This window comes from Kordia sp. (assembly GCF_965224175.1).
In the GTDB taxonomy this organism is placed as follows: Bacteria; Bacteroidota; Bacteroidia; order Flavobacteriales; family Flavobacteriaceae; genus Kordia.
Map to the genome: position 1 here is coordinate 3,352,023 of NZ_OZ245041.1, position 26,136 is coordinate 3,378,158.

32 protein-coding genes and 1 tRNA gene are annotated in these 26,136 nt (G+C 30.5%); 16 read left to right on the plus strand and 17 right to left on the minus strand.

What is annotated here, in order from left to right; all coding sequences use genetic code 11:
• Window positions 1–19: 19 nt before the first annotated feature.
• Complete coding sequence (locus tag ACOQOS_RS14490; RefSeq protein ID WP_420571181.1) at window positions 20–742, minus strand: S24 family peptidase; 723 nt, start codon at window positions 740–742, stop codon at window positions 20–22.
• 1,098 nt (window positions 743–1,840) lie between these two features.
• Here ACOQOS_RS14490 and ACOQOS_RS14495 point away from each other — a divergent pair.
• From ACOQOS_RS14495 to ACOQOS_RS14505, 3 genes are all read left to right on the plus strand, one after another.
• Window positions 1,841–2,275: a TIGR02594 family protein gene (locus tag ACOQOS_RS14495; RefSeq protein WP_420571182.1), complete on the plus strand. Its 435-nt coding sequence runs from the start codon at window positions 1,841–1,843 to the stop codon at window positions 2,273–2,275.
• Complete coding sequence (locus ACOQOS_RS14500) at window positions 2,262–2,702, plus strand: phage holin family protein (RefSeq protein WP_420571183.1); 441 nt, start codon at window positions 2,262–2,264, stop codon at window positions 2,700–2,702. The genes ACOQOS_RS14495 and ACOQOS_RS14500 overlap by 14 nt, the downstream gene beginning before the upstream one ends.
• 139 nt (window positions 2,703–2,841) lie before the next feature.
• On the plus strand, window positions 2,842–3,132 hold the full coding sequence (locus ACOQOS_RS14505) for a hypothetical protein (RefSeq protein ID WP_420571184.1): 291 nt from the start codon (window positions 2,842–2,844) through the stop codon (window positions 3,130–3,132).
• A gap of 113 nt (window positions 3,133–3,245) precedes the next feature.
• Here the strand turns inward: ACOQOS_RS14505 and ACOQOS_RS14510 are convergent, their stop codons facing one another.
• A complete protein-coding gene (locus tag ACOQOS_RS14510) occupies window positions 3,246–3,560 on the minus strand; it encodes a hypothetical protein (protein ID WP_420571185.1) in 315 nt (104 codons plus the stop codon).
• A 165-nt stretch (window positions 3,561–3,725) separates the two neighbouring features.
• Here ACOQOS_RS14510 and rnpA point away from each other — a divergent pair, with 165 nt between their 5' ends.
• From rnpA to ACOQOS_RS14525, 3 genes are all read left to right on the plus strand, one after another.
• Window positions 3,726–4,118 carry a ribonuclease P protein component gene (rnpA, locus tag ACOQOS_RS14515; RefSeq protein ID WP_420571186.1) on the plus strand — a complete coding sequence of 131 codons (393 nt, stop codon included), beginning with the start codon at window positions 3,726–3,728 and terminating at the stop codon, window positions 4,116–4,118.
• A 43-nt stretch (window positions 4,119–4,161) separates the two neighbouring features.
• On the plus strand, window positions 4,162–5,799 hold the full coding sequence (locus tag ACOQOS_RS14520) for a S41 family peptidase (protein WP_420571187.1): 1,638 nt from the start codon (window positions 4,162–4,164) through the stop codon (window positions 5,797–5,799).
• Between the two features lie 153 nt (window positions 5,800–5,952).
• Window positions 5,953–6,528, plus strand: a complete 576-nt coding sequence (locus ACOQOS_RS14525) for a hypothetical protein (protein WP_420571188.1) — start codon at window positions 5,953–5,955, stop codon at window positions 6,526–6,528.
• A gap of 79 nt (window positions 6,529–6,607) precedes the next feature.
• Here the strand turns inward: ACOQOS_RS14525 and ACOQOS_RS14530 are convergent, their stop codons facing one another.
• Complete coding sequence (locus ACOQOS_RS14530) at window positions 6,608–7,054, minus strand: GNAT family N-acetyltransferase (protein ID WP_420571189.1); 447 nt, start codon at window positions 7,052–7,054, stop codon at window positions 6,608–6,610.
• Window positions 7,055–7,176: 122 nt separating this feature from the next.
• Between ACOQOS_RS14530 and ACOQOS_RS14535 the strand changes: the two genes are divergently transcribed.
• The 3 genes from ACOQOS_RS14535 to ACOQOS_RS14545 all read left to right on the plus strand — a co-directional run bounded on the left by ACOQOS_RS14535 (window position 7,177) and on the right by ACOQOS_RS14545 (window position 8,344).
• Window positions 7,177–7,647 (plus strand): SUKH-3 domain-containing protein, encoded by a 471-nt coding sequence (locus ACOQOS_RS14535; protein WP_420571190.1) that lies wholly within the window; start codon window positions 7,177–7,179, stop codon window positions 7,645–7,647.
• 20 nt (window positions 7,648–7,667) lie between these two features.
• The gene (locus ACOQOS_RS14540; protein ID WP_420571191.1) at window positions 7,668–8,093 is read left to right on the plus strand and encodes an SMI1/KNR4 family protein; all 426 of its coding nucleotides are present in this window, start codon (window positions 7,668–7,670) and stop codon (window positions 8,091–8,093) included.
• Between the two features lie 113 nt (window positions 8,094–8,206).
• A complete protein-coding gene (locus ACOQOS_RS14545) occupies window positions 8,207–8,344 on the plus strand; it encodes a hypothetical protein (protein ID WP_420571192.1) in 138 nt (45 codons plus the stop codon).
• A 54-nt stretch (window positions 8,345–8,398) separates the two neighbouring features.
• Here the strand turns inward: ACOQOS_RS14545 and rpiB are convergent, their stop codons facing one another.
• The 4 genes from rpiB to ACOQOS_RS14565 form a co-directional block, all read right to left on the minus strand.
• Window positions 8,399–8,833 carry a ribose 5-phosphate isomerase B gene (rpiB, locus tag ACOQOS_RS14550; RefSeq protein WP_420571193.1) on the minus strand — a complete coding sequence of 145 codons (435 nt, stop codon included), beginning with the start codon at window positions 8,831–8,833 and terminating at the stop codon, window positions 8,399–8,401.
• Window positions 8,834–9,684: 851 nt separating this feature from the next.
• The gene (locus ACOQOS_RS14555; protein WP_420571194.1) at window positions 9,685–9,927 is read right to left on the minus strand and encodes a DUF2007 domain-containing protein; all 243 of its coding nucleotides are present in this window, start codon (window positions 9,925–9,927) and stop codon (window positions 9,685–9,687) included.
• Window positions 9,928–9,971: 44 nt separating this feature from the next.
• Entirely contained in the window at window positions 9,972–10,157 is a 186-nt protein-coding gene (locus ACOQOS_RS14560; protein ID WP_420571195.1) for a hypothetical protein, read from the minus strand.
• Between the two features lie 192 nt (window positions 10,158–10,349).
• On the minus strand, window positions 10,350–11,267 hold the full coding sequence (locus ACOQOS_RS14565) for a diacylglycerol/lipid kinase family protein (protein ID WP_420571196.1): 918 nt from the start codon (window positions 11,265–11,267) through the stop codon (window positions 10,350–10,352).
• Between the two features lie 278 nt (window positions 11,268–11,545).
• Between ACOQOS_RS14565 and rnr the strand changes: the two genes are divergently transcribed.
• Window positions 11,546–13,741, plus strand: coding sequence for a ribonuclease R (gene rnr, locus ACOQOS_RS14570; RefSeq protein WP_420571197.1), 2,196 nt, complete (start codon window positions 11,546–11,548; stop codon window positions 13,739–13,741).
• Between the two features lie 100 nt (window positions 13,742–13,841).
• Window positions 13,842–14,156: a YbjQ family protein gene (locus ACOQOS_RS14575; RefSeq protein WP_420571198.1), complete on the plus strand. Its 315-nt coding sequence runs from the start codon at window positions 13,842–13,844 to the stop codon at window positions 14,154–14,156.
• A gap of 70 nt (window positions 14,157–14,226) precedes the next feature.
• Here the strand turns inward: ACOQOS_RS14575 and ACOQOS_RS14580 are convergent, their stop codons facing one another.
• Window positions 14,227–14,418, minus strand: a complete 192-nt coding sequence (locus ACOQOS_RS14580) for a hypothetical protein (protein ID WP_420571199.1) — start codon at window positions 14,416–14,418, stop codon at window positions 14,227–14,229.
• Window positions 14,419–14,679: 261 nt separating this feature from the next.
• Between ACOQOS_RS14580 and ACOQOS_RS14585 the strand changes: the two genes are divergently transcribed.
• Together ACOQOS_RS14585 and ACOQOS_RS14590 are read left to right on the plus strand one after the other, a co-directional pair.
• A complete protein-coding gene (locus ACOQOS_RS14585; RefSeq protein ID WP_420571200.1) occupies window positions 14,680–15,351 on the plus strand; it encodes a head GIN domain-containing protein in 672 nt (223 codons plus the stop codon).
• 235 nt (window positions 15,352–15,586) lie between these two features.
• Window positions 15,587–16,261: a LysE family translocator gene (locus tag ACOQOS_RS14590; protein WP_420571201.1), complete on the plus strand. Its 675-nt coding sequence runs from the start codon at window positions 15,587–15,589 to the stop codon at window positions 16,259–16,261.
• Window positions 16,262–16,302: 41 nt separating this feature from the next.
• Here ACOQOS_RS14590 and ACOQOS_RS14595 read toward each other — a convergent pair.
• The 3 genes from ACOQOS_RS14595 to ACOQOS_RS14605 form a co-directional block, all read right to left on the minus strand.
• A tRNA-Cys gene (locus ACOQOS_RS14595) sits at window positions 16,303–16,376 on the minus strand.
• A gap of 69 nt (window positions 16,377–16,445) precedes the next feature.
• Window positions 16,446–16,802, minus strand: a complete 357-nt coding sequence (gene folB, locus ACOQOS_RS14600; RefSeq protein ID WP_420571202.1) for a dihydroneopterin aldolase — start codon at window positions 16,800–16,802, stop codon at window positions 16,446–16,448.
• 47 nt (window positions 16,803–16,849) lie between these two features.
• A complete protein-coding gene (locus ACOQOS_RS14605) occupies window positions 16,850–17,059 on the minus strand; it encodes a zinc ribbon domain-containing protein (protein ID WP_420571203.1) in 210 nt (69 codons plus the stop codon).
• Between the two features lie 146 nt (window positions 17,060–17,205).
• On the opposite strand from ACOQOS_RS14605, the gene ACOQOS_RS14610 reads away from it, so the two are divergent.
• The 3 genes from ACOQOS_RS14610 to ACOQOS_RS14620 all read left to right on the plus strand — a co-directional run bounded on the left by ACOQOS_RS14610 (window position 17,206) and on the right by ACOQOS_RS14620 (window position 21,229).
• Window positions 17,206–19,236, plus strand: a complete 2,031-nt coding sequence (locus ACOQOS_RS14610; protein ID WP_420571204.1) for a glutamine--tRNA ligase/YqeY domain fusion protein — start codon at window positions 17,206–17,208, stop codon at window positions 19,234–19,236.
• A 118-nt stretch (window positions 19,237–19,354) separates the two neighbouring features.
• Window positions 19,355–19,885: a hypothetical protein gene (locus tag ACOQOS_RS14615; RefSeq protein WP_420571205.1), complete on the plus strand. Its 531-nt coding sequence runs from the start codon at window positions 19,355–19,357 to the stop codon at window positions 19,883–19,885.
• A 27-nt stretch (window positions 19,886–19,912) separates the two neighbouring features.
• Window positions 19,913–21,229, plus strand: a complete 1,317-nt coding sequence (locus tag ACOQOS_RS14620; RefSeq protein WP_420571206.1) for a hypothetical protein — start codon at window positions 19,913–19,915, stop codon at window positions 21,227–21,229.
• On the opposite strand, the gene ACOQOS_RS14625 is transcribed toward ACOQOS_RS14620, so the two are convergent.
• The 6 genes from ACOQOS_RS14625 to ACOQOS_RS14650 all read right to left on the minus strand — a co-directional run bounded on the left by ACOQOS_RS14625 (window position 21,226) and on the right by ACOQOS_RS14650 (window position 26,073).
• Window positions 21,226–21,351 carry a hypothetical protein gene (locus tag ACOQOS_RS14625; RefSeq protein ID WP_420571207.1) on the minus strand — a complete coding sequence of 42 codons (126 nt, stop codon included), beginning with the start codon at window positions 21,349–21,351 and terminating at the stop codon, window positions 21,226–21,228. The two genes, ACOQOS_RS14620 and ACOQOS_RS14625, sit on opposite strands and share 4 nt — an antisense overlap.
• A gap of 153 nt (window positions 21,352–21,504) precedes the next feature.
• Window positions 21,505–22,188, minus strand: a complete 684-nt coding sequence (locus tag ACOQOS_RS14630) for a LytR/AlgR family response regulator transcription factor (protein ID WP_420571208.1) — start codon at window positions 22,186–22,188, stop codon at window positions 21,505–21,507.
• Between the two features lie 10 nt (window positions 22,189–22,198).
• Window positions 22,199–23,245, minus strand: coding sequence for a sensor histidine kinase (locus ACOQOS_RS14635; protein WP_420571209.1), 1,047 nt, complete (start codon window positions 23,243–23,245; stop codon window positions 22,199–22,201).
• A 48-nt stretch (window positions 23,246–23,293) separates the two neighbouring features.
• On the minus strand, window positions 23,294–24,400 hold the full coding sequence (locus tag ACOQOS_RS14640) for a serine hydrolase domain-containing protein (RefSeq protein WP_420571210.1): 1,107 nt from the start codon (window positions 24,398–24,400) through the stop codon (window positions 23,294–23,296).
• A 142-nt stretch (window positions 24,401–24,542) separates the two neighbouring features.
• Window positions 24,543–25,067: a hypothetical protein gene (locus tag ACOQOS_RS14645; RefSeq protein WP_420571211.1), complete on the minus strand. Its 525-nt coding sequence runs from the start codon at window positions 25,065–25,067 to the stop codon at window positions 24,543–24,545.
• A gap of 73 nt (window positions 25,068–25,140) precedes the next feature.
• On the minus strand, window positions 25,141–26,073 hold the full coding sequence (locus tag ACOQOS_RS14650; protein ID WP_420571212.1) for an SPFH domain-containing protein: 933 nt from the start codon (window positions 26,071–26,073) through the stop codon (window positions 25,141–25,143).
• Between the last annotated feature and the right edge of the window lie 63 nt (window positions 26,074–26,136).

Below are 26,136 nucleotides of genomic sequence, written 5' to 3' on the forward strand. Positions count from 1 at the left end.
TTATACTATAATCTTGTTGTTAATTCTTTTGTCGCAAAGCATTTTCAAGCAATACTATTTTACTTTCTAAATCGTGAAGTCTGTCATAAACATCTACAGGTTCTGGCATTTGTTTGGAAGCAAACATGGTTACATACCAAACTTCCATAATTTCTTCTGCATTTATTGTATATGTTGGATAGTTTCCATCTTTATTATCTGATTTCAGAATTAATTTTCCGCGTTCTTCTATTCTATTAATTACACGTTTTAAAACAATTCCATCATTACGACTTACAATTACGTATACGCGGCCATCTTTTACATCATTTAAATCTTCTACATATTTTCCAAAAACCAAATCGCCATCAAAAAAAGTACGTACCATAGAATTTCCTTGTACTTCAAAACAACGATAGGTTCCGTTGGTTAAATGTGGCATGCTAAATGAAGGCAACGTTTCTATATAACCTGCATCTCCATAACCGTCTAAATAACCAGCTCTGGCTTTAATAGGAACATATACTACATTTTCTTCTCCTTCTTGGTTTACAGCAACAACTTGAGGGATTCCAGCATATGTTTGAAATTCTTTGTTATCAGACTTAAACATTTGTGAGTTCATTCCAAACAAATAATCAGGGTTGATGTCAAATTCTTTAATAATACTTGTCAATAAATCATATCCTGGTTTTGTTCTTTTTCTAGAACCATCAGGCTGTGGTCTACCATTTGTAATACTATCTATTGTTGTGCTAGTCACGCCTATTCGTTTGGAAAATGAATTATTATTAAGACGAAAATGCTCTATAATCTGTTTTATTTTTTCATGTATTCCTTCCATATCTCTCTCAATAATTTAAACATTTTACAAAATATTTCTGTTTTATGTTTGAAATAATCTGTAATTTGTTTATATTTGTACTGTAATTTGTTGCTAATATATGAATTTTTATTGAAAATCAAACATTTGTGAGGATAAATATCGATTTTATTCTTCATAAATACATAAAAAGCGATACAATATAGACTGACGGTTACGTATTTGAGTGCAAATTCCAATACGATTTTTTAGAAGATACAATAGATAATAATACCATATAATAGAATACCATGAAAAGAAGTAAAGAGCTATTAGACAAAAGAAAAAAATTTATTCACAATTACGTAGAAGACAATTCTGCAAAGCAAATGAAAGTCATTATTAACGAACTGGTTAATAAACTGTTCATTTCAGAAAAAACGATATATAATATTTTGAAACAGTAATAGCTAGTCACTCAATTCTCATTGAAATATATATATCTAGAAGGCTCCTTTTCTTGCCATAAGGAGTCTTCTTTTAAACAACACACCAAAGCATCTTGCAGTGAATACGGTTATTGTTTTATGAAAAAAGTTTTAGGGTTATTTACAAATATTCATATAAACACTACGTATTCAAAAAATCCCTTCTTAGTAAGGGATTTTTTTTGATTGACATATACATTATAAATGATACTGTGCAAATTCAAACAAAAAACAGAAAAAAACAATTATTTTATTGTAATATGTTTGTTTTATATTGTAATATGTTTTATATTTGTACTCGCTTTTCTAATGAATGATACATGATTTTGTATTATTTATATTTAAAAAACACTGTTGAGAAGAATCTTAATACGCCTGCAAATCCTTATTCTGGTTAAGAAAATATATAAACACATGTTGCAGCAATGATAAGTTTTTTATTCTCAAATTAAATTCCAACATTTTCAGGAAAATATAAATGATATACAAATACATGTTTGCATGTATGATAGCCTACAAATTATTTTCAGACAATCTCATTTGTCTAATTAATCAATAAAAGTTAAAAACTATGAGCTTAATTCAAAAAGCATTATCACAATATGGTGTAAGAGAAGTTGATGGTAAGGTAGATAATCCCCAAATTGTTAGATACTTTGAAGCATTAGGGTACAACAGCAGTAAAGTAAACGATGAAACTGCTTGGTGTAGCGCATTTGTTAATTGGGTTTCAAAGACTGAAAATTACTCATACAGTGGAAAATTAAATGCAAGAAGTTGGTTAAATGTTGGTGAATCTACCGCATTGCCAAAACAAGGAGATGTAGTCGTATTATGGCGCGAATCTCCTAGTAGTTGGAAAGGACACGTTGGTTTTTTTGTTAAACAAACAAAACGATACGTTTACATTTTAGGTGGCAACCAAAATAATAGAGTTTCTATTAAAGCTTATCCTAAAAATAGAGTTTTAGATTATAGAAAACTATCAAAAAATGGAGAAAATTAAACCATATTTCTTTTGGTTATTAACGTTAATTGCTCCGATAGCTTCTGTAATGCTTACAGTAGCTTTTTTAATTGTAGTAGATTTCATCACAGGAGCCTACGCAGCAATTAAAGAAAATAAACCAATAACAAGCGAACGTATTGGGAATACGGTCTCCAAATTTTTCATTTATAACTTGGTGGTGATATCTGCTTTTCTGTTAGAAAAATACATTGTCAATGAAATTCCTTTTCAGCGAATTATCGCAGGATTTATTGCTATAGCAGAAATAAAATCTATCATGGAAAATTTTAATAAGATTTATGGAATTAATCCTTTTAAAGCTTTAGTGAATATGATTAAAAAAAAATCACTAGAAGATTTAGAAGAAACCATCGATATTCTTGTAAATGATAAAGAGAAAGATCCTAAAACCCAAAAAGATTGAAAATCAGTACTATATAACTATGAAAATTGGGCAATTTAAACGATATACACCATAGTACTAGAAATTCAATTATCCATAAAACATATATAATATAAAAGCCTTTGTGTACATACAAAGGCTTTTTTTACCGATACACATCATGAAATCTATAAAAATATCTACAGATCGAATATTACTCATTATTATCATTATTTTATTATGGTTCAATGCTTTATTGAAAGCATGTGAAAGTGATATTCATACCAATCCACAACCTACCATAACTATAGTAAAAGATACAGTTTGGCAAACTAGAATAGATACATTACGTATTGAAACTGCAAAGTTAGAATATGTATATATTCCTATGTCAAGCTCAAATACTACAGAAAAACTGTATAAAAAGAAAATCACCTCTTCAAAAACAAAACAATTTACAGAAGGAAAATAATTTTAAAAAAAAGACGCGCTAAAAAGTTGTTATAATAATTGAAAATCAACTTGATGAGATTCTGGATCAAGTCCAGAATGACGTTTATAATAACTTTTTAGCGTGTTTTTTTGTTATATCAAAATTATAATAGCAATGACTAATACAATAAGAACAAGTGTTAACAAGAGTTCTATTGTATACGGTTTGTTATATTTTTTAGAAGTGATATGTACAGTTTCTTCAGCTTCTTTTTCTTTTAAACATTCGTTGACGTGTTCTACAAAAGGAAGATCTTTTTCATCAAAAAAATACTCAGTAAACTTAGAATCAGGAATTTCCCTTTTTACAAAATCAATATGCTGCGTTTTTAATGCATCATCAAAGAATTTTTCAGCTTCTTCGTTGGTAAAAAGTTTAAAATAACGCTCTAATTGTACTTTCTTCATGTATAGTCAGTGAACATTAAAGATAACAAATACAATCTTATTTTCTATTTTTACCCAATTAACTACTTAGAGACAAGTTTTCAAAGTATTAATTAAGAGATCAGAAAAAAATTCGACAGAAATGTCAACACATATAAATCTCGATAATCGAGTCAATATAATTTCATGAATTATCGTTTTCCAAAAGAAGAAAAATTAAAAAGTAAAAAATGCCTGGAGTTACTTTTCAGTGAAGGAAATGCTGTTTCTAAGTTTCCTTTAAAACTCGTATACATTGCAACTGATTTGCCAAAAGACGTGTTAATTCAAGCTGGAGTTTCTGTCACAAAAAGACGTTTTAAAAAAGCTGTAACACGCAATCGTATCAAAAGATTAATGCGCGAAGCCTATCGATTACATAAAAATGATGTTTTTAACACAATATCAACATCCTATGCTTTTATGTTTTTGTATATTGGAAAACAAGAACCAACTTTTGAAGAAATAGAAAAATCAATGGTTCGACTCTTGCAAAAGTTTTTAGAAAAAATTGACGCAACTCAAACACCCGAAAATTAATTTTACGAAAGCTATCTTATTAGCTATTAATAGAATACTCAAGATGAAAAAAATATTCAAAAAACGAATTGTAGTTCCTTCCCTAGCTATTATATTTTTACTTGGAACCGTAAGTTTTAAAAGTGATTTCTTCGAAATTGCAAAGCAAATCGAAATATTTACAACTATGTTTAAGCAATTAAACATGAATTATGTAGATGAAACGAATCCTGCTGAATTGATGGATGATGCCATCAAAGAAATGCTAAATGATCTTGATCCTTATACCAAATTTTACAACGAGCAAGATGTAGAAGCTGCAAAAATTAGAAATGCTGGTGAATATTCAGGTATTGGCGCTTCTGTACGAAGAAACAAAAACAAAATCACCATCATAGAACCTTACAAAGGTTATCCTGCAGATAAAGCTGGATTGAAAGCTGGTGATGAAGTTGTAAAAATTGGTGACATTGTTATTGCAAATTTTAAAGAAGATACTGGCGAATTACTAAAAGGCGCTGCCAACAGTAAAGTAACTATTGTATACAAACGTCAAGGAAAAGAATATACTACTGAATTAACACGAAGTAAAATTGAAGTTGATGCAGTTCCTTTTTATAAAATGATTGATGATAAAACAGGATACATTGTACTGGCAAAATTCAACAAAAAAGCAAGTGCGCAAACCAAAGATGCTTTAGAAAAACTAAAAGAAGATGGTGCAGAACGAATTGTATTAGACTTGCGTGGAAATCCTGGTGGATTGCTTAGAGAATCTATTGCAATTGTAAACTTATTTGTCCCAAAAGGAGAAGTAATTGTAACGACAAAATCGAAAGTAAAAAAATATAACAGAACCTATAAGACTAGAAAAAAACCTGTAGATACAGAAATTCCATTGGTAGTTTTAGTCAACGGAAGAAGTGCTTCTGCAAGTGAAATTGTTTCTGGAGCTTTGCAAGATTTAGATAGAGCTGTTGTTATTGGTGCACGTAGTTTTGGAAAAGGATTGGTGCAACAACCTAAAAAACTAACTTACGGAACACAATTAAAAGTAACCATTTCAAGATATTATACACCTTCAGGACGTTGTATTCAAGCATTAGATTACTGGAATAGAGATAAAGATGGAAATGCTGTAAGAACTGATGAAAGTGATTACAATGCTTTTAAAACGAAAAAAGGAAGAACAGTTTATGATGGTGGCGGAATTAATCCTGATATTGAAATTGCCTCACAAAAAACAAGTGATTTCACAAAATCATTAATCGGAAACTTAGTTGTATTTGATTATGCGACAGAATTTTATAATAAAAATTCATTTGCGTCAATGAACGATTTTACTTTTGATAATACTAATTATGATGCTTTTAAACAAAATGTTGTTGCAAGCGGAATGGATTATTACGAAACCAATACTGAAAAAGAATTGAAAAAAATCATGAGTACGAAAGAAGCAGCCGATTTTGGAAATACTGTCTCTAAAGAATACAATGATTTATTAGCTTCTATCAAACAAAGTAAATTAGAAGCTTTAGACACGTATAAAACACAAATTGAGTTAGAGCTTCAAAACGAAATTTTAAAGCGTTATTTCTATCGTGAAGGTTTATATGAATATCAACTAACACATGATGAAGCAATAAAAGCTGCTACAGATTTATTAGCTAATAAAAGTAAATATGATGCTATTTTAAATTAAAGAACTAATAAAAAATATATTTTATACTTACGCTGCTAATACTAGCAGCGTAATTTGTATCTACTAAATAGTCAACTACTTCGAGGGCTTGCCACCAAGTATAAAACGGAAATAATTAAATTATAGAATCTTTTCTAATACCAATATGTCAGAATGAATAAAATAGCGAAAGTAATTTCAATCATAGGACATCCGTTGTTGCTTTTACCTATAATTATCGGACTGGTATTAATTTCATTAGAAGGAATAACATATAGCATTCAAAGTCTTGCAATACTCATAGGAATAGCAATTCTTCCCATAACAATTTGGATGTTTATAAAATCGAAAAATGGTTCTTATACAAATTTTGATGTTTCAAATCAACTACAAAGAAGAACGTTATTTCCGTTTATAATTGTATTTCTCTTACTAACTACATTCACATTATATTTTACAAACAAACCCAAATATTTATGCTTAGGTCTTTTTATTGGTACAGGACTCATTACTATTTCCTTTTTAGTAAATTATAAAATAAAAAGCTCGTTACACGTTTCCTTAAATTCGTATATGGCTATTTGTGTTAGCGTTATAAACATTCCAGTATCTATAATATTGTTTCTTTTTACAATCTTAATTGGTTGGTCTAGAGTTAAATTAAAAAGACATACTATTCTTGAAGTCTGTATCGGATTAATATTAGGCAGTATTGCTGGATTTATATTTTTAAATAGTTATCAAATTTAAACGTACATAAAAATACTAGCATGCTACTTGTAATTTTATAGAAGTCTTAGAAATAATACCTATATAAATCTAAAAAAAGTTAAGATCTAATCATGGCAATATGTGGAATTCCATCTTCCAAATATTTCTCTCCTATTTGATTAAATCCGTGTGAAGTATAAAATTTTCGTAAGTATGTTTGTGCTGAAATTTTGATAGCTTTTGTCTCATAATGTTCCTGAATTGCAGCAATAGAAGCTTTTATAATTTCATGTCCATACCCAAAAGCACGTGCTGTTGATGAAACCACTACTCTACCAATACTAGCTTTATCAAAATAATCGCCAGCATTAAAAATTCGAGTATAGGCAACAACTTTTCCATTTCCGTCATGGCCAATTACATGCAATGCTTTTCTATCTTTTCCATCAATATCTTGATATACACAATCTTGTTCTACCACAAAAACTTCACTTCGTAATTGCAATACATCATACAATTCATCAATAGAAAAGGCATCAAAAGATTTAACTTGTATTGTTAGCATAAATTTCAAAATTAATTTATAGCAAATATACGGATACACTGGAAAATTATTTTTAATACGCAATCACAAAAAAACACCTAAAATTTATTACTACTTTTGAGTACAAAGAAGTCTAAAAAATCATGAAATTCAGAAAAGAAGTCCAAGAACAATTTAAAAAAGCTGGTTGGTACGAAGGAAGAAATTTGAAGAAAAAATATGATAAAATCAATAAATTCAATGAGTTACCAGAATTTTTAAAAGAATTTCTATATGAATATGGCGATTTATTAGTGGAAACCAATGATTTAAATAATAACTATTCAGGAACTCTTAATTTAAAAGCTGTATCTAGAAAAAGATTAAAAATATCATCATATCTACAAAAACCTTCACTTGAAGGCAATGTGCTTACTTTTCCAGTTGGATTTTATCAAAATCCGCACTATCCGTATACAATAGAATGTGATAAAACTGGAGCTATCTATCTAATAGGAGAATTCCCTGCTAAATTGAAAAACAATTTTAAAGAAGGAATTGAAAAAATAATACTAGAAAATCATGCTGGTTTTATAGATTGGGATTATCAAGATAAAATCTGGGAAGAAGAATAATTTAGAAAAAACAAGCTGTAATGATTAAATACAAATCAAAAGCACAAAACATAACTCTTGAAGAATTTCAGCAATTAGAAAATAATTACAGTATAAAATTGCCACAAGATTATAAAAATCACATGTTAAAATGTAATGGTATTAATCCTTTAGAAGATTATTATTTTTTACCAGATATATGGGAAGATGAAATAAACTTTTTTTACATATTACCTATAAAATATGGTAGTTATATTTTTGAAGAAGGAAATCTAATAGGTTATTTAGAAGATTATCCTGAAATGCAAGTAATGATTGGTGTTACCCGTACAGGAAGTTTATCAATGTCTCTCAAAAAAGAAGAACATGGAAGTATATATGTATATTATTCTGATGGAGAAATGCACAAACTTGCAAACTCTTTTACCGAATTTTTAGAAGGTTTAGAAATCTGTGAAGATTTTTGATGTATTAAAAAACAAGCTGCAATGTTTACATTCAGAAAAAAAATGAACACACAAAACATGAATACTTTAGTTTTGCACAAGGCGATGCCTATGTTGATATCATAGAAAATAATGTGCACTTAATAGCAGATCCGTTAAGTTTAGTATCTAAATATCCAACGGTTATCATACCAATCAAAGAACTCATTCAACTCATGAAAGCCTGGTATAAATTCCAAGTACTGCATGGAGTTGATTCAAAAATACTATAACAAAAAAACGCCAGCTGTAACAAGCTGACGTTTATATTTTGTAATTACTAAAAATTAACTACAAGCAATCTTTTCTACTCTACGTTGATGTCTTCCACCTTCAAATTCGGTTTCCAAAAACGTATCAACCATAGCAATAGCTTGTGGCAATGAAGTAAAACGTGCAGGAATACTCAAAATATTAGCGTCATTATGCTGTCTTGCTAACGCTACAATCTCTTTGGTCCAACAAAGTGCTGCACGTACCTTTTGATGCTTATTTGCCGTCATAGCAGCTCCATTTCCACTTCCGCAGATAATAATTCCAAACGGAACTTTTCCGCTTTCCACATCAGTAGCAACTGGATGGATAAAATCAGGATAATCTACACTATCATCTGTATTGGTTCCGTAATTTTGAATCGTGTAGCCTTTCGTTTCTAAATGTGCAATAATGGCGTTCTTATAGTCGGTTCCGGCATGGTCGTTCCCGATAGCTATATTTTTCATAAATAATGGTGTTGTGTTTGTTGAAAACAAAGGTATGAATAGACTTTTGAACAACCGAAAAAAGTCAATGTTAATTTCATTTTACAATAGCTTAACAATGAGATTATTATAAGTTAACACCAATTGTTGATATCTAGTGATGAGAAAGTAAGAAGAAAATTTTGTGGCTTCAAATTATTTTACAATAGACACAAATTTTAAAGCATTGCAAATTATTTAGCACTTCTTTTTAGAAAACTTATTAAAAGTCGTTTTCTTAATTGTTAACAATAATTCACCAACTTTTTATCAAAAATATCCTGTGTATAAAGGTTGTTAATAACTGTTGATAACCTAGCTAATGAATCTTATATAGAACAAGTTATATGTTTCATAAGTTGTTCATCAAATTCAATAAAAAACAAATCCTATAAAAATCTTCAAAAGTTTTGCTAACTATTCACAAGCAATAATAACTATCATTATTTTTTTTAAATTTATAAAAGAAAGAAATATATATATTATTAATGTTTATAACATTTATGTAGAATTGATCTTTTTTGAAAGTAAAATAGTGAAGGTTATTTCTAATTTCTTTTGTTGAGAACAGTTCGCTTCCGCGGAAAAAAAGCAGGGAATCTTTTTGCTTCGATAGAAACTTCTCTGAAATAAGAAATACTGAATTTAAATATAGAAGTTTTAATACGTCTTTGCGAGCATTTTGCAAAAATGCATGGGAATCTGTTTCTCTTTAACTCAAAACGTCACTTCGAGTCGATTTACAAAGTAAATTTGTATAGAGAAATGCTTTGAAAGTAAATTACAAAAAAACAATTCGTGAATTCATGGAAAAGAAGATGAAATTGAAAAAACTATACAATCCTCAAATGCGATTGCTTGCTGTTAAAATCGTCTAAAATTTGTTTGGTAAGGTCAACATCGTTTTTGTGGACTTTCAACGAAATACCACCAATTGCGTTCGAATAGAAAGGGAATACACTCAACATCATTTCATTTTCAAACACATATTTAATTCCTTTTTGATCTAACACAATTCGTAAAATTGCATATTCAAAAGGATACGTAAATGTGGCTACGGTAACAAAGTTTAACATAAGCTAAAAAAATATTGAAATGTAAAGTACTAAAAATAAGAAAACTAGTTTAAATAATACGTATCTATAGCCGCATTTTTTATAGAATCATTAGGAACTTCTACAGCTCTAATATCATCTCTAAAATCATTTTTAGTATTCAAAGAAGATTTAATATAACTACCAAACGAGAAGATACCGATCAAAAAGATCGATACAAATAATAAGATAACTTTATACACTCGTTTCATAATTCTGGTCCAAAATAGGTTTGGTACTTTCTATATAGACGAGATAAAACTTGGATTGTTACACTTTTTTTAAGATTTCTTTAACTTTTTTTAAAAAAACGGCGTTTTTGTTTAACTTTTATAATACTAAAAAGTATCATATTGAATGAATTTTTAGAATAAATTTATACTGTAAAAATCTATATGTTAACTTTACTTAGGAACTACAAATTGCAAAGCTTTTGGTAAAATTTCTGCAGTAAATCCGCCAGTTCCAATCAATTCTCCATCTGCTTGAATATATACTTTATCTTCTAAAGTTTCAATAGTAATTGTAGCAGTTTTAAAAGTTTCTACTTGCGAATTATCAACAATTTTTCCGTTAAACAAATTCACAACGTTTCGAAGTAACTTCCAAAGACTAAAATGTTTAGCTACAGAAACATCAAATAATCCATCTTCAGTATTTACATCTTTTGTTAATTGCATGCCACCGCCAGAATATTGACAAATACCAACGATTGTTAATAACGATTTGGTTGTTAATTTCTCTTTTTTACGATTAATGATAAACTTGGTAGCTTTGTAACTAGCCAAACTCAATACTGTGGAAATCAAAAAAGAAGCAGCGCCCAAAAACTTCAAACCTTCATTACGTTTTACAACATAACTATCAAAACCCAATCCTGCAACATTGTTAAAAAACACGGTCTTATCAACATTCAACAATGAAATTTTACCAATATCTTGAAAAATAGTTTTTTCTGCTTTAATAATTTGAACAGCTTTGGTAATATTCTTTGAAATTTGATACGTCTTTACCCAATCGTTTCCAGTTCCTAAAGGAATTATGGCAAGTTTAATTTCAGACAATGCTACTAGTTGTTGTTGCATCAAACCATTTACTACATGATGTAAAGTACCATCGCCACCAATACTCACAAACTTTCGATAGCCTTTTTCTAAACCTTGTATAACCAGTTCGTATTCATGCTGAGGTTTGGTGGTAAATTTAAAATCAAAAGGAAGTTGTTCTGCTTCAAAAGTAGTTGCAATTTGTTTCCATTTTCGTTTTCCTGTGAAACTTCCAGAAGTTGGATTCACTATCAAAAACCATTTATCTTTACACATACATAACACGAATTTAATGCGTTGCAAAATACGAATTGTAAAATATTTCTATCTTTGCATTGAAATATTTCATGCTTCTCTCCTATTTGTTGTGTTTCATTTGAAACAATTAATTTCAAAAAACACAATATTCCTGACATAATAAATTTGTACTTTTCAACAAGTAAAATAAAAAAAGAAGAACCAAAAAGTAGTTTCGGTATGCTTTTTTCAGTAATTAATAAAAATAACAATAAACCGAAAATATACACCAACAGTGTATAAAACAGAATGATATAATGACAAGAAAGAAAAAAAAGAAATCGCACAAGATCCCAAATCTAACAGACGCGATCCTTCAAATATTTAAAAAATCTTCAAACAAAGTATATAATTACAAACAGATAGCTTCAAAACTTAGTATTACAGATACTAGCGGAAGAAATCAAATTATAAAAACACTCAAAAAACTCAAAGCAAAACAAAAAATTGAGGAAATTGATCGTGGAAAATATCGTGTTGTCGGTTCAACCGAATATTACACAGGTATTGTTGATATTACTTCACGCGGACAAGGTTATGTAATTTGTGATGATTTTGAAGAAGATATCTTTGTACCAAATAATAAACTTAACAGAGCTTTAGATGGTGACGAAGTAGAGGTATACGTGTACAAACGTCGTAAAAATAACAGACCAGAAGGTGAAATTACGAACATTGTAAAACGTAAAAAGACAGAATTTGTAGGTGTATTGCAAATGCAAAAAAACTTTGCATTCGTAGTAGTTTCCAATCAAAAAATGTATACTGATATCTTTGTTCCAAAAGCTAAAATTAACAATGCACAAAATGGTGACAAAGTATTGGTAGAAATAGAAGATTGGCCAATGCGTGCCGATTCTCCTTTTGGAATTGTAACACAAGTACTTGGAAAACCAGGAGAACATGATACAGAAATTCATTCCATTTTAGCAGAATATGGTTTACCATATGAATTTCCAAAACATGTAGAAAAATTTGCAAACAAATTAGATACATCAATTCAAGCAGAAGAAATCAAAAAACGTAGAGACATGCGCGACATTCTTACGTTTACCATTGATCCAAAAGATGCAAAAGATTTTGATGATGCTTTATCATTTCAAACACTCGAAAATGGAAACTATGAAATCGGAATTCATATTGCTGATGTTTCACACTATGTAAAACCAGGAAGTGTTTTAGATGAAGAAGCTTATGATCGTGCAACTTCGGTATACTTAGTAGATCGTGTAGTACCAATGTTACCTGAAATACTCTCAAATGGTGCGTGTTCATTACGACCAAATGAAGAAAAATATACGTTCTCTGCAGTCTTTGAAATCAATGAAAAAGCAGAAATATTAAACCAATGGTTTGGACGTACAGTTACCTATTCTGACAAACGATTTGCGTATGAGGAAGCACAAGTAATTATAGAAACTAAAGGAAACGAAATTCCTGCAGATATCTCACTGACTGGAAAAGCTTATAAAGTAGATCAAGCTATTGTTGATGCAACTTTAAAATTAGATGAATTAGCAAAAATCATGCGTGGAAAACGTATGCGACAAGGTGCAATTTCATTTGACAAAGTAGAAGTACGTTTCAACTTAGACGAAGATAACAATCCGGAAGGTGTATATTTCAAAACGCAAAAAGATGCTAATAAATTGATTGAAGAATTTATGTTATTAGCTAATAGAAAAGTTGCTGCGTTTATTGGAAAACAAGAACCGACAAAAACATTTGTATATCGTATTCATGACGAACCAGATGTTGAGAAATTAGCGAATTTACAAACCATTATCTCTCGTTTTGGATATTCGTTAAATCTAAAATCAAGAAAAAGCACCACAAGTTCTTTAAACCAATTACTAGAAGATGTAAAAGGAAAAGGCGAACAAAATATGGTAGATACGCTAGCTATTCGAAGCATGAGTAAAGCAAAATATACTACCAATAATATTGGTCACTATGGTTTAGCTTTCGATTATTACTCACACTTTACTTCGCCAATTCGTCGTTATCCAGATGTCATGGTACATCGTTTATTACAACACTATTTAGATGGTGGAAAGTCTGCTAGTGAAGAAGAATATGAAGAAAAATGTGAACATTCATCAAACATGGAAAGCTTAGCGGCAAGTGCAGAACGTGATTCTATCAAATACATGCAAATCAAATTCATGCAAGATCACAAAGATGAAGAATTCTTAGGTGTCATTTCTGGTGTGACTGAATGGGGAATATATGTAGAAATCATTTCCAACAAATGTGAAGGAATGGTACGTATTCGCGAAATAAAAGATGATTACTACAACTTTGATGAAAAGCAATATGCATTAGTTGGAGAAGTTACCAAAAACATGTATCAACTTGGTGATGAAGTAGTTGTAAAAGTAAAAAATACAGACTTAGTAAAACGTCACTTAGATTTTGACCTCATCGGAAAACGTGTTGAGGTAGAAGCGTAAATATTACATTCATCAGATTTATGTCACATTGAATGGAGCCGAAATGTAACATTTTTTAAAAACAGATACTAACGTTTAAATAATCAGAAACACAACTATTATGATATTTACAACAACAGATACCTTTCAAAACAGAGAAATTACAGAATATTTAGGCTTAGTTTCTGGAATGACATATAGTGTAAGTTACAGTTACAAAGGAATGTCGTTCAAAGACATGTTCAGTACAAAAAAATACTATTCACAAATAGAAACAGCTATTGAAGAAGTAAAAGAAAAAACATTTCAAAAACTAAGTGACAATGCTGCCAAATTACAAGCAGATGGTGTTGTAGGGATTCATGTAGATATGGAAATAAGTGCTGGTGGTGCAGTAATGGTTAGTATTACAGGAACTGCTGTAAAATTGAAATAAAAATAACATCAAATAAAAAAGCTCGATTCTTAAAAAAATCGAGCTTTTTTGCTTTTATATTCTTTCAGTATTAATATTCATCATCGCATAAACAAGCTACTTCGCAAGCCAAAGGTCCAAAGCTTGTAGTATTTCCTGCGCCACAATACAAACCTGGAATAAAAGATAAAAATCCTCCAGTTCCACCGTTTGCTTTCTCCGCGTTTAATTGAGAAATCTTTTGCTTGTTAATCTTCAATGATTTTAAATTCTTTTTTTTCATGATCTAAGTTTTTTTAAGTTTTCAGCTTAAATGTACTAAACATACTTTAATACTAATTACGGTAAAACCATAATTAACAGTTAATTACATTAAAAATATTTTATAAAATTATAAACAGCATACCAACATGAATATTTGAGTATTTAGATCTTTAAAATGATCTATTAAAAGTTATTTATCTCCAAAAATTAAATAAAAACTGTAACAATCCGTTTTCTATAGAGTCTTTACATACAAATACAAATACTAAAACTAAGAGTCATGAAAAATATATTCACATTCATTTTATGCATACTAGCATATACAGTTGCTGCACAAAAACCATTAGAAAAAGAAGTTGGTGATTTTGATGAAGTAAAAGTTTTCGATCTTATAGAAATCAACTTAATAAAATCTAACGAAAACAAAGTCGTTATTACGGGAGCTGATACAGAAGATGTTGAAATCATAAACAAAAAAGGAAAACTAAAAATACGCATGAAGTTTGATCGTATTTTTGATGGTTCAGAAACATTCGTAGAAGTATACTACAAAGACATATCAATCATTGATGCTAACGAAGGTGCTGTTATTGTTGCCAATGAAACTATGAAACAACCTTATTTAAAGCTCAAAACACAAGAAGGCGGAAAAATCATTGCAAGCTTAGATGTTGATAACTTAGAATCGAAAGCAGTTTCTGGCGGAATTATTGATACTTCAGGGAAAGTAAAACACCAAGAAATTACACTGAATACTGGTGGAATTTATGAAGGTAAAAAATTACTAACTGAGCAAACAAAAGTTAAAGTAAGTGCTGGCGGAGAAGCTTATGTTTCTGCTTCTGTATTAGCAGATGCTAGAGTAAGAGCTGGTGGATATATTGAAATTCATGGTGATCCAGAAACTATAAAAAAAGACAAACTCTTTGGAGGAAAAATAAAAGTAAAATAAACTAGGTATTTTACAATTCATCAATCAATCTTGAAAAACGTCTAAACTGCCATTTAGACGTTTTTCTTTTTTACTTGATCATCAAGATTTGAATGCTCCGAAACAAGCGTTAAAATATTTTAATTGTTTCCGTTCAATGCTCCGACGCTTGCCTCAAAGTAGTTGACTTGTTACATCTGTTACTATTTCCTTACTAATAGAAATAAAATCATATTACTTTTAGTACTTTTGTTTTATGTTTGATGGATTAGCATACGCTGCACTTTACGGATTTATCTTAGCCTTTGCCGTTGGTCCTGTTTTCTTTATTATCATAGAAACCAGTATTACCAAAGGTTTTAGAAGCGCTTTAGCATTTGACTTAGGAGCTATCTTTGCAGATATCATTTTCATTACATTTGCATACTACAGTACAAGTCAAATCTTAGAAAAAATAAAGGATGATCCTAATTTAATTATCTTTGGAGGACTTATTTTACTTGCCTTCGGAATTATCTCTTATATAAAAACTTCTAAATCGTTTCGAAAAATAGTTCGTGAACATTACAGCGTTGATACTAAAAAAAATCTCTTTGGATTATTCGTTAAAGGCTTTCTACTGAACTTTATCAATTTTGGAGTGTTAGCTGGTTGGATAGGAGTTATTATCATGGCAAATGCGCTTACAACAACTTCTGAAGGTGTTATTTTATTCCTATCAACAGTATTGATAAGTATGTTGATCACGGATATCGCAAAAATGTTGCTTGCTAAAAAATTAAAAAGCAAAATGACGCCACGCGTTATCTTTAAAACAAAAAAATGGGTCAGTATTCTAATAATTGTTTTTGGATCTGTCATGATACTTCAAGGAACGTTCCCAAAAGAATTAGCAAAACTCAAACAAATACTATTAGACTTCTTTTCATAAAAATAAAAAAACCTTCTGATTATCAGAAGGTTTTCTTTTTTTGGAGGCGTCGAGCGGATTCGAACCGCTGTACAAGGTTTTGCAGACCTCTGCCTAGCCACTCGGCCACGACGCCATTTGTGATTGCAAATTTAACTAATTTTACATTCTATGCAACAAAAAGAAACATTAAATAGTATTCGTATTAACGTTGCGAAGTCATTTCAATAGTAACCATTTGAACATTACCACCAATAGGAGGATTTAATTTTGAAACTTCTACAGTAGCTTCATTTGCTATTGCAATTTCATCAAAAATTCGATTTAAAATACGTTTGGCTACATGTTCTAACAATTTAGAACGAATTGCCATTTCTTCTTTTACAATTCTGTTAATATGTACATAATCAACAGTATCTTTTAGTTCATCGCTTTTTGCTGAGGTTTGTAAATTGGCTTTTACCGCAACATCAACTCTGTAATCGCTTCCTATTTTACTTTCTTCCACAAGACAACCGTGAAAAGCATATACTCTGATGTTGGTAACACGAATAATTCCCATAAATAATCTTCTTAAAGAAGCTAATGTACAGTATTCTTAGCAATTTATCAACCTGTAAAAAAGTCAAAAATATTGCTCATAGCACTTGTTTTTGCTTTGTAGAATTCTGTATACGAACAACGTTCACACGTTATAGAAGTATATTTTTGATTTTGTACATCAAATATTTTAGACAACGTTCCACCTGTAGCTCTTAGCTCTGCTACTTGATACGTTCTGTTTTGACACTTTGGACAAGAATAATTAGGATGTTGCATATATAATTATTTAAAAAAATTAAACTTTTATATATAAGTGCTGCATTATGAATGTTCGTTACAAGGAAGTAAAAAGAAACTTATAGCATTTCACATTAATTCGCTAATTTTGCGGTTTATTTTAACAAACTTTTCAATACAAAATAATGTCTGAAGAAACAAAATCGCTCAACTTTATTGAGCACATTATTGAAGAAGATTTGGCAAACGGAATGTCAAAAAACGATTTACGTTTTCGATTTCCTCCTGAGCCAAATGGGTATTTACACATTGGACATACCAAAGCTATTGGTATTAGTTTTGGTTTGGGTGAAAAATACAATGCACCTGTAAACCTTCGTTTTGACGATACAAATCCTGCAAAAGAAGAGCAGGAATATGTAGATGCAATTAAACGTGATATCGCCTGGCTTGGCTATCAATGGGCAAGCGAATGTTATTCTTCAGACTATTTCCAGCAACTGTATGACTGGACAATTCAATTAATAAAAGACGGAAAAGCCTATGTAGATTCACAATCTTCTGAGGAAATGGCAGCTCAAAAAGGAACGCCAACAGAAGTAGGAACCAATAGTCCGTACAGAGATAGAAGCGTGGAAGAAAATTTAGATTTATTCCAACGTATGAAAAATGGCGAATTTGAAGCTGGAACACATGTACTACGTGCCAAAATTGACATGGAAGATCCAAATATGTTAATGCGTGATCCGTTGATGTACAGAATTTTATATGCACATCATCATAGAACTGGAAATGATTGGTGTATTTACCCAATGTACGATTGGACACATGGTGAAAGTGATTATATAGAACAAATTTCACATTCTTTATGTTCCCTAGAATTTAAACCACATCGTAAACTCTATGATTGGTTTAAGGAGAATGTATTTGAATACAGTAAAAATGAATTTCCATTACAACCGAAACAACGCGAATTTGCACGCCTTAATTTAAGCTATACCATTATGAGTAAACGTAAATTACTCAAATTGGTAGAAGACAAGATTGTTTCTGGTTGGGACGATCCGCGAATGCCTACAATTTCTGGTTTACGTAGAAGAGGTTATACACCAACAGCTATTAGAAAATTTGTGGATACAGTTGGAGTTGCTAAACGTGAAAATGTCATCGATGTATCTTTATTAGAATTTTGCATTCGCGAAGATTTAAACAAAACTGCCAATCGTGTGATGGGGGTATTAAATCCTGTGAAGTTAGTTATTAGCAACTATCCAGAAGGAAAGGTTGAAATGCTTGAAGCAGAAAATAATCCAGAAGATGCTAATTCAGGAACACATGAAGTGCCTTTTTCAAGAGAATTATACATTGAAAAAGAAGACTTTAAAGAAGAAGCTGGAAGCAAGTTTTTTAGATTAACGCTTGGAAAAGAAGTACGTCTTAAAAATGCATACATCATCAAAGGAGAAAATGTAGTAAAAGATGAAGATGGAAACATTACAGAAATTCACTGTACATATGACACTGATAGTTTAAGTGGAAGCGGAACAGAAGCCAGTGTACGTAAAGTAAAAGGTACTTTACATTGGGTTTCTACGGCACATGCTGTACAAGCTGAGGTTCGTGTATACGATCGTTTGTTTTCTGATGAAGCACCAGGAAATCATAAGGATAAAGACTTCATGGAGTTTGTAAATCCAGATTCATTAAGTGTGGTAAATGCATTTGTAGAACCATACTTAACAGAAGCAAAAGTTGGTGATCGTTTTCAATTTCAACGTCTAGGATATTTCTGTGTAGACGAAGATACGACAGCAGACAAGTTAATCTTTAATAAAACAGTTGGTTTGCGTGATACGTGGGCAAAACAGAAACCAAAACCTGTTCAGAACAACCCAAAACCGCAAAATCAACAATCAACAAGACCTGCGATTGAAGAAATTAAAAAGCTAGGAAAAAAATACACTAATTATCCAGCTGAAAAACAGGAAATTACAAAAGCTAAAATTCAAGAATTGGCTGAAAAAGTTCCGTATGAAGATTTAGAGCCTTTGTTTGCAACAGCAACAAAGAAAGCAGGAACACGAATTGCTGCGATGATTACTTTAGGTGTATTGTTGAAAAATGGACAAGAACGCAACGAAAATATCAACGATTTCATTGCAAAAGCATTAGATGATAAAAACGATTTGTTAGTTGCAGAAGCGCAACAAATCTAAACAAAATCAGTTATATATAAGAAGACTGTACTTCGGTACGGTCTTTTTTTATGACTAAATTTTATAAAGAATAGTTTCCATAATGAATGTAAAAAATATACTAATTATAATAGGACAAATGATATTGTTTTTTATCATTGGTGTTTTAAGTTTTTCTTTAATATATCTAAAAATACCTGGTTATGGAGGTCTTTGTGATGCTGATCAAATTGTATTTGTTCTAGTATGGTTTGTATTCTTTGTAACATCCGTTGGATTTATGTTGAATTCTTGGATATTTTATAATAAAAACAACTGGAAACCATATCGAATCTTTGCAATTTCAGTAACTGCTGCACTTATATTTCTATGTATATTTTTAAGACAAATCATTATGTTTGTTCAATTTGGTAACGAAAAATATGTGATTGAAGGAGAAAATTTTGTCTTTGTAAAGATTCAACTATTTGAAAATGGACGCTTTTTTGCAAAAACTTTCGATGTTGCTTGCGATAGAGAATCTGTTGGAACTTACGAGTTATCAAAAAATACGCTCGAATTACATTTTGAAAACGAAAATCCTGATTATTTAGGAACTACTTATCAAATTAAAAACTCAGAGGTAATTTGTTTAAATTGTGATCAAGATTATAATTTAAAGATCAAATAATGGTATTCATTTAAAATATTAATATTTATGAAAAAATACACCTTCACTTCTACGCTATTTGTGATAATTTTTATGCTACAAAGTTGTTCTTTTTTAACTTCAGAAGAAACAGAAACACAGAATGTAGTGCAGATAGAACGCGAACAAAAAGAATTGGATGAAAGTGTGTATTCGTACAAAGTATTGTTATGGAAATACTTAAAAATGAGTCAAAAATCAACATATATCACAGAAGATACACATGCTGATTTGTTACCTATGAAAACAAAGTTTTCTAAAATATCGAATGTTTTAAATGCTTATAACAATCAAACGATGATGGAAGAATTATCTGCGTTTGATTATGTAGATATTTACAAAGATTTCAACGAAACCAAAGAGTATATTAAAACTACTGATGAAGATATAATGCCTTCATATAGTGAATTTTACAATACTGAAAATACTGCTTTGTCTGCAGAAGAAATCTCAAACAAACGATCTATGGAACATATGATGTTTGCCGGACTTTCTTTACTTTCAAGAGATGCCGGAAGAGAGATTGCATTGTATGAAGCTTCTAAAATAGATATGGACAATGTTACTGAAAGTGAAACGAAATGTTTTTACCGACTCTTTAGAGGATTTCTATTTTTTGAAAAAGGACTGAATCATCTTTCTGAGAAAGAATTGACAGCAAACATCAACTGGATCGAAAATACACCAAATGCTGATTTTAGAAGTGTTTTAGGACCGTACAGCGAATCGTTAACACAACAGCAAGCTTATGAATATATGCTGTCTACAAACTACTTAATTAGAGGTTTAGATCGATTGTTTATAGGAGGAGAAACGACAGAAAAAGCCGTTCAAGAAGATTTTCAAGGGTTTTTAACACAAATGGAAAAACTAGGCATTCAAACGGAAGTAACTGCTGCAATTGAAACCTATGTGAATCTAAAAAATGAAAATTCTGCGGAAGCAATACAATCTTTATCAAAGCTAAAACAAAGTAAGTTATTATCAGACAAAGAAAGAGCAACTATTGATGAAGCAATTGTGTATCTTCAAGAAAGAGAATCAGGAAAAGTACTCAACACCATTTATGATAAATATTTTTTAAGTAAAATAGTGACGAAATATTCTTGGAATGTAATATCTGAATTTGATTGGAAAAAATTTACAGAAAATAATACTGATTCTTATTCGGATGCGCTTTTAGAGAAAATAAAAACAGCACAAACGTATGTGGAAAATATTTCAAAATACACAAGTGAAGAAGGAATTAAAGAAACTGGTGAACAATTAAAACAAGAAGGAGAAAAACTTTGGGACAAAGCAAAAGAACTTTGGAACGAAAATTAGTTTTCTAAAGCATACACATCAATTTGATGAAAAGACAAAAATCCTGAGAATTCTACATTTTCAGGTTTTTTTTTGCCTAAAAACTCACTATAAGATTTGATGATTGTTATTATAAAAATCATCTATAATTCTTATTAAAAATGAAGTTCTGAGAAGCGTTTTATAGCGTTTAAAATAAAGTTGAAACTACTTTGTTTCTTCAAAGAAAAACAGCGCTAAAAACTACCTTAAAATAAAAAATAGTGAAGTTGCACTCAACTTTTTGTGATGAAGACCTACGAATGCAAAATTTTCTGCAAAACGTCTTTTTTCAACCGAACACTAATTGGAATTTTGTGCGTACCAATTAAAATTTGATTTCCTACAATTTCAGAAATATGCGATTTGGCAACCAAATACGATTTGTGGGTTTGTACAAATAATTGATCAGGTAAATTTTCGTGTAATTGTTTTAAAGTAGAATGTGTAATCACTGTTTCGGAAGTCGTCACTATCTTTACATAATTCTGCATCGCTTCTACAAATAAAACTTCATCAATTTTAATTTTTTTCAACGACTTATCACTTTTTACAAAAAATACTTGTTCGTCTTCAGTGGTTTTTGCCAAACGATATGCTTTGTTTGCTGCTTGTAAAAAACGTTCAAAAGAAATTGGCTTTACCAAATAATCAATCACTTCATAAGAAAAACTCTCTAAGGCATATTGTGGATATGCTGTTGTCATAACAACGAGTGGAGAAGAGGCTAAACTTTTTAGCCAATCCAAACCTGTCAAAATAGGCATGTTGATATCTAAGAAAATCAAATCTACCGTTTGTTTGTGCAATACATCATTTGCTTGCAATGCATTTTTACAAACACCAACTACATTTAAAAAGGAAATATCATTGCAATACGAAAGCAATCCTTTTCGTGCCAAAGGTTCATCGTCAATAATAATGCAGTTTAGTATTTTCATTTAGCTTGTTTTATGAAATATCTATAGTTAATTCTACTTGATAAAAGTTGGTTGCTTCTGTAATTTGTAACGTATGTTTTTCTGGATATAATAAAGTTAATCTACGTTTTACATTGTTTAAGCCAACACCACCAAAATTTGTTTTCTTCAGCGTTGTATCTGTAGTATTTTTTACAGATAATAATACTTTTTTATCGTATTCTTTTACGTCAATATAAATACTATTTTTTTCAGCAGCTTCATGATGACTAATGTGTTTGAAAGCATTTTCAACAAAAGGAGTTAATAACAATGGTGCAATTTTTAGTGAAGCATTTTCAAAATCAATACTATAGGTTAATGAAATATCGTCACCTTTTCTAATGGCTTCTAAACGAATGTATTGCGATAAATAATCGAGTTCTTTTTCCAAAGTAATATGCGCTTCACTGCTTTCATACAATTGATAACGCAACAAACCCGAAAACTGTAAAAGTGTATCTTTTGCTAAATTATTATTGCTTCCAATTAAATGATAAACACTGTTGATACCGTTGAATAAAAAATGCGGATTAAGTTGTGCTTTTAAGTATTTTAATTCGGTTTGATGTGTCTCTTTGAGTAATTCTTGCTTTGCGTTTTCAGCTCTGCGATATTCAAACAAAAAGCGATATAAAAAACCAAAAGAAGTATACAGAATATGAAAAAATATGTTTTGTATAAATACCGAAGTACCTATCAATAGCATAGAAACATGTTCGTTAATAACTTCATACGATAGCATTACTTGAAGATCTAAATAACTTTCAAGAAAGGTAATGGAGCACAAGAGTAATAAAGAATAGCACCAAAATTGTAGTTTTTTGTGTTTAATAAATAATGTAGGAACCAACCAAAATACTTGAATGTAACATAAAAACGCATTAAAAAACATTCCATAACTATAGGCAACACTCAGTGAACCAGAATCGTTATCAAATCCCATCCAAGTTAAGTTTCCACTGGTAACGTACAAATAGTTGAGCGCCCAAAAAATAAGATGCGCTATGACAAGAATGTATAACTTCGTTTTTGACATGTACAGTCTATATTTTGTTTTTTAAAGTTGCTGTTAACGAATAAATAATTACAATAATTCAATCAAAGAAAAACATAAATTATCAATCTTTGGACCTTGCGGACTAAAAGCAGAAACATTTGATAGGAGCAAAGCTGCTTTTTTATTTTTCTTATCAATAATCATACAAGACAAATATCCGCCTGTACCGCCATTGTGAAACAATACAGTTTTTCCTTCTTTGGTAATAATATGCCAACCCAATCCTACTTGAACCGAATTGTTTACATTAATTGTTGGTTGTTGAGGTAAATTATATACAATATCATCTTCAAAGTTTTTACGAATAAATTTCTCCATATCAACTACACTCGATTTTATTCCGCCAGCACCAACCAAAGCATCTGTAAAATCCCAATTGGAAGTTTCCGTGCCATTAGGTTGTAAACCAACAACCAATTGAGAACGATCTATTTTTGACAAAAGGGTAGAAGTATTGTGCATTCCAAGAGGTTTTAAAATCTGTTCTTGCAGCAACTCTTCATAAGTTTTCTTGGTTTTTTCCGTCAGCAAATATCCTAATAAACCAGCGCCTAAGTTAGAATACGAACTTACTTTGCTTGGTTCATTTTCTAAAGTAATTTCACTTTTTAAATAATCTTGTAACATGGCAACTGTATATTCTTTATATGGATTGGTCATGTTTTTCTCTAATAATGGAAAGATATTTTGTGGTAATCTTGGTAAACCTGAAGAATGATTGGCAAGCATTAGCAAACTAATTTCCTTGGTTTTTTCTGGTGATGTATCAAGTGTAAACGGTAACAAATCAACCAATTTATCATTCAATTGAAGATTTCCTGCTTGAATTTGTTGAGAAAGTAAGAGAGAAGTAAACACTTTTGTATTAGAACCTACTTCAAAAACAGCTTCTTTGTTTACGATATTTTGTAGTGAATCGTTTTTACGGATAATTCCGATATAGTTTGTGTTTTCACCATCAATTAGTGCAATAGAAAGCTGTGAATTATTTGGAAAAAGTTCGCTATTTTCTGCAATAACCTTTCCTATCTCAGAAGAAAAACTTGAAGTATCAATAGCATTCACGGCTTTCTCTTGCGAAAGCAATACATGTGTACTTAAAAAAGTAAAGAGTATAAAAAATGTTCGTTTCATGATGATTGTTTTTTTTGATACTTCAAACTAACAACATAAAACGAACAGTATATAATTCATTTGACCAACGTAGAAAAGTTTTTGATAAGCGTTGGTAAAACTCAATTTTCGTCAAACCGAATCAAGTTCAGAATGATGTTTCCTATTCTTTAATATCTGTCATTTCCATTGTATTCTCTGGAATCTTTAAAGATGTTTTAAACTCAGGAAAATATGCAATAACAGATCCTGTCGCTTTCATTTCTTTGGCTTCTACAAAGGTCCATTTTTTGTTAGTTTCATTATAAAAACCAAGCATATAACTTGTAGAAGTAATGCGTTTATCATTCATCTTCATCACATTATAATTCTCAACATAACAACGGTATTCACCTTGTTCTTTTACCACATCAGACACCGCTTTTGTTTCTGCAACTTCATAAGCAAAACCATTGGCTTTCATTTGATTGAAAGTAGTTTTTAAATACTCTTCCATAACTTCTGCGCCGCCAGCAGCTTTTAAAATATTAGGATGTGTAAACGTAAGAAGTGTTTTGAAATCTTCTTTTAAAGTTGCATTGCAAGCTGCTTGCGCATCGCGTAACGCTTCTTTTTTAAGTGTTTCCGTATTTTGTGAAAACACTTGTGTTGCACAAAATATAAATAGGAGGAAAGTAATTTTTTTCATGTCGAATATATATTTATCAAAAAGAAAAAACCCGAAACAACTCGTTTCGGGTTTGTATGATAAAAACTATTTGTTATAGTTCGTCTTTTTTATTGTTTTTAGCATTTTTCATGGCTTCACCAATTTGATTACTTGCGGTAAAACTAGCAACCATATCATTTAGCATATTGCTTCCTGCTTGTGGTGAATTTGGTAATAAAATCAAGTTACTATTTGTTTCTTGACCTATTGCTTGCAATGTATCATAATGCTGCGTTACTACAATTAAGGCAGAAGCTTCTTGCGAGTTGATTCCAACTTTATTTAAAACCTCTACAGACTCTTCTAAACCACGTGCAATTTCACGACGCTGATCTGCAATACCTTGACCTTGTAAACGCTTACTTTCTGCTTCTGCTTTTGCTTTTTCAACGATTAAAATACGTTGTGCATCTCCTTCATACTGTGCAGCAGTTTTTTCTCTGTCAGCCGCATTAATACGGTTCATAGCAGCTTTTACTTGTGCATCAGGATCAATATCAGTTACTAAGGTTTTAATGATATCATAACCATATTCCATCATGGCATCATTTAATTCTGTTTTTACGGCGATTGCAATATCATCTTTCTTTACGAATACATCATCTAATTTCATTTTTGGTACTTCGGCACGAACTACGTCAAATACATATGATGTAATTTGATCATGTGGATAATCTAACTTATAAAAAGCATCGTATACTTTATCTTTAATTACTTTGTACTGTACAGAAACCTTTAAACGAACAAATACATCGTCTAATGTTTTTGTTTCAATAATTACATCTAATTGTTGAATTTTTAAACTTAGCTTTCCAGCAATTCTATCCACTAAAGGAATTTTTAACTGTAATCCAGAATGGCGAATGCTCTGAAAACGTCCGAAACGTTCTATAACTGCTGCTGTTTGTTGTTTCACAATAAAAAAGGAAGACAAGAAAATAAATAACGCAATAACACCGAGAACGATAAATATTGGATTTGGCATAATTTGTAGTATTTTAAATGTTAGTATATAAAAATAATTTTTTTTGTGTAAAAAAAGGATACT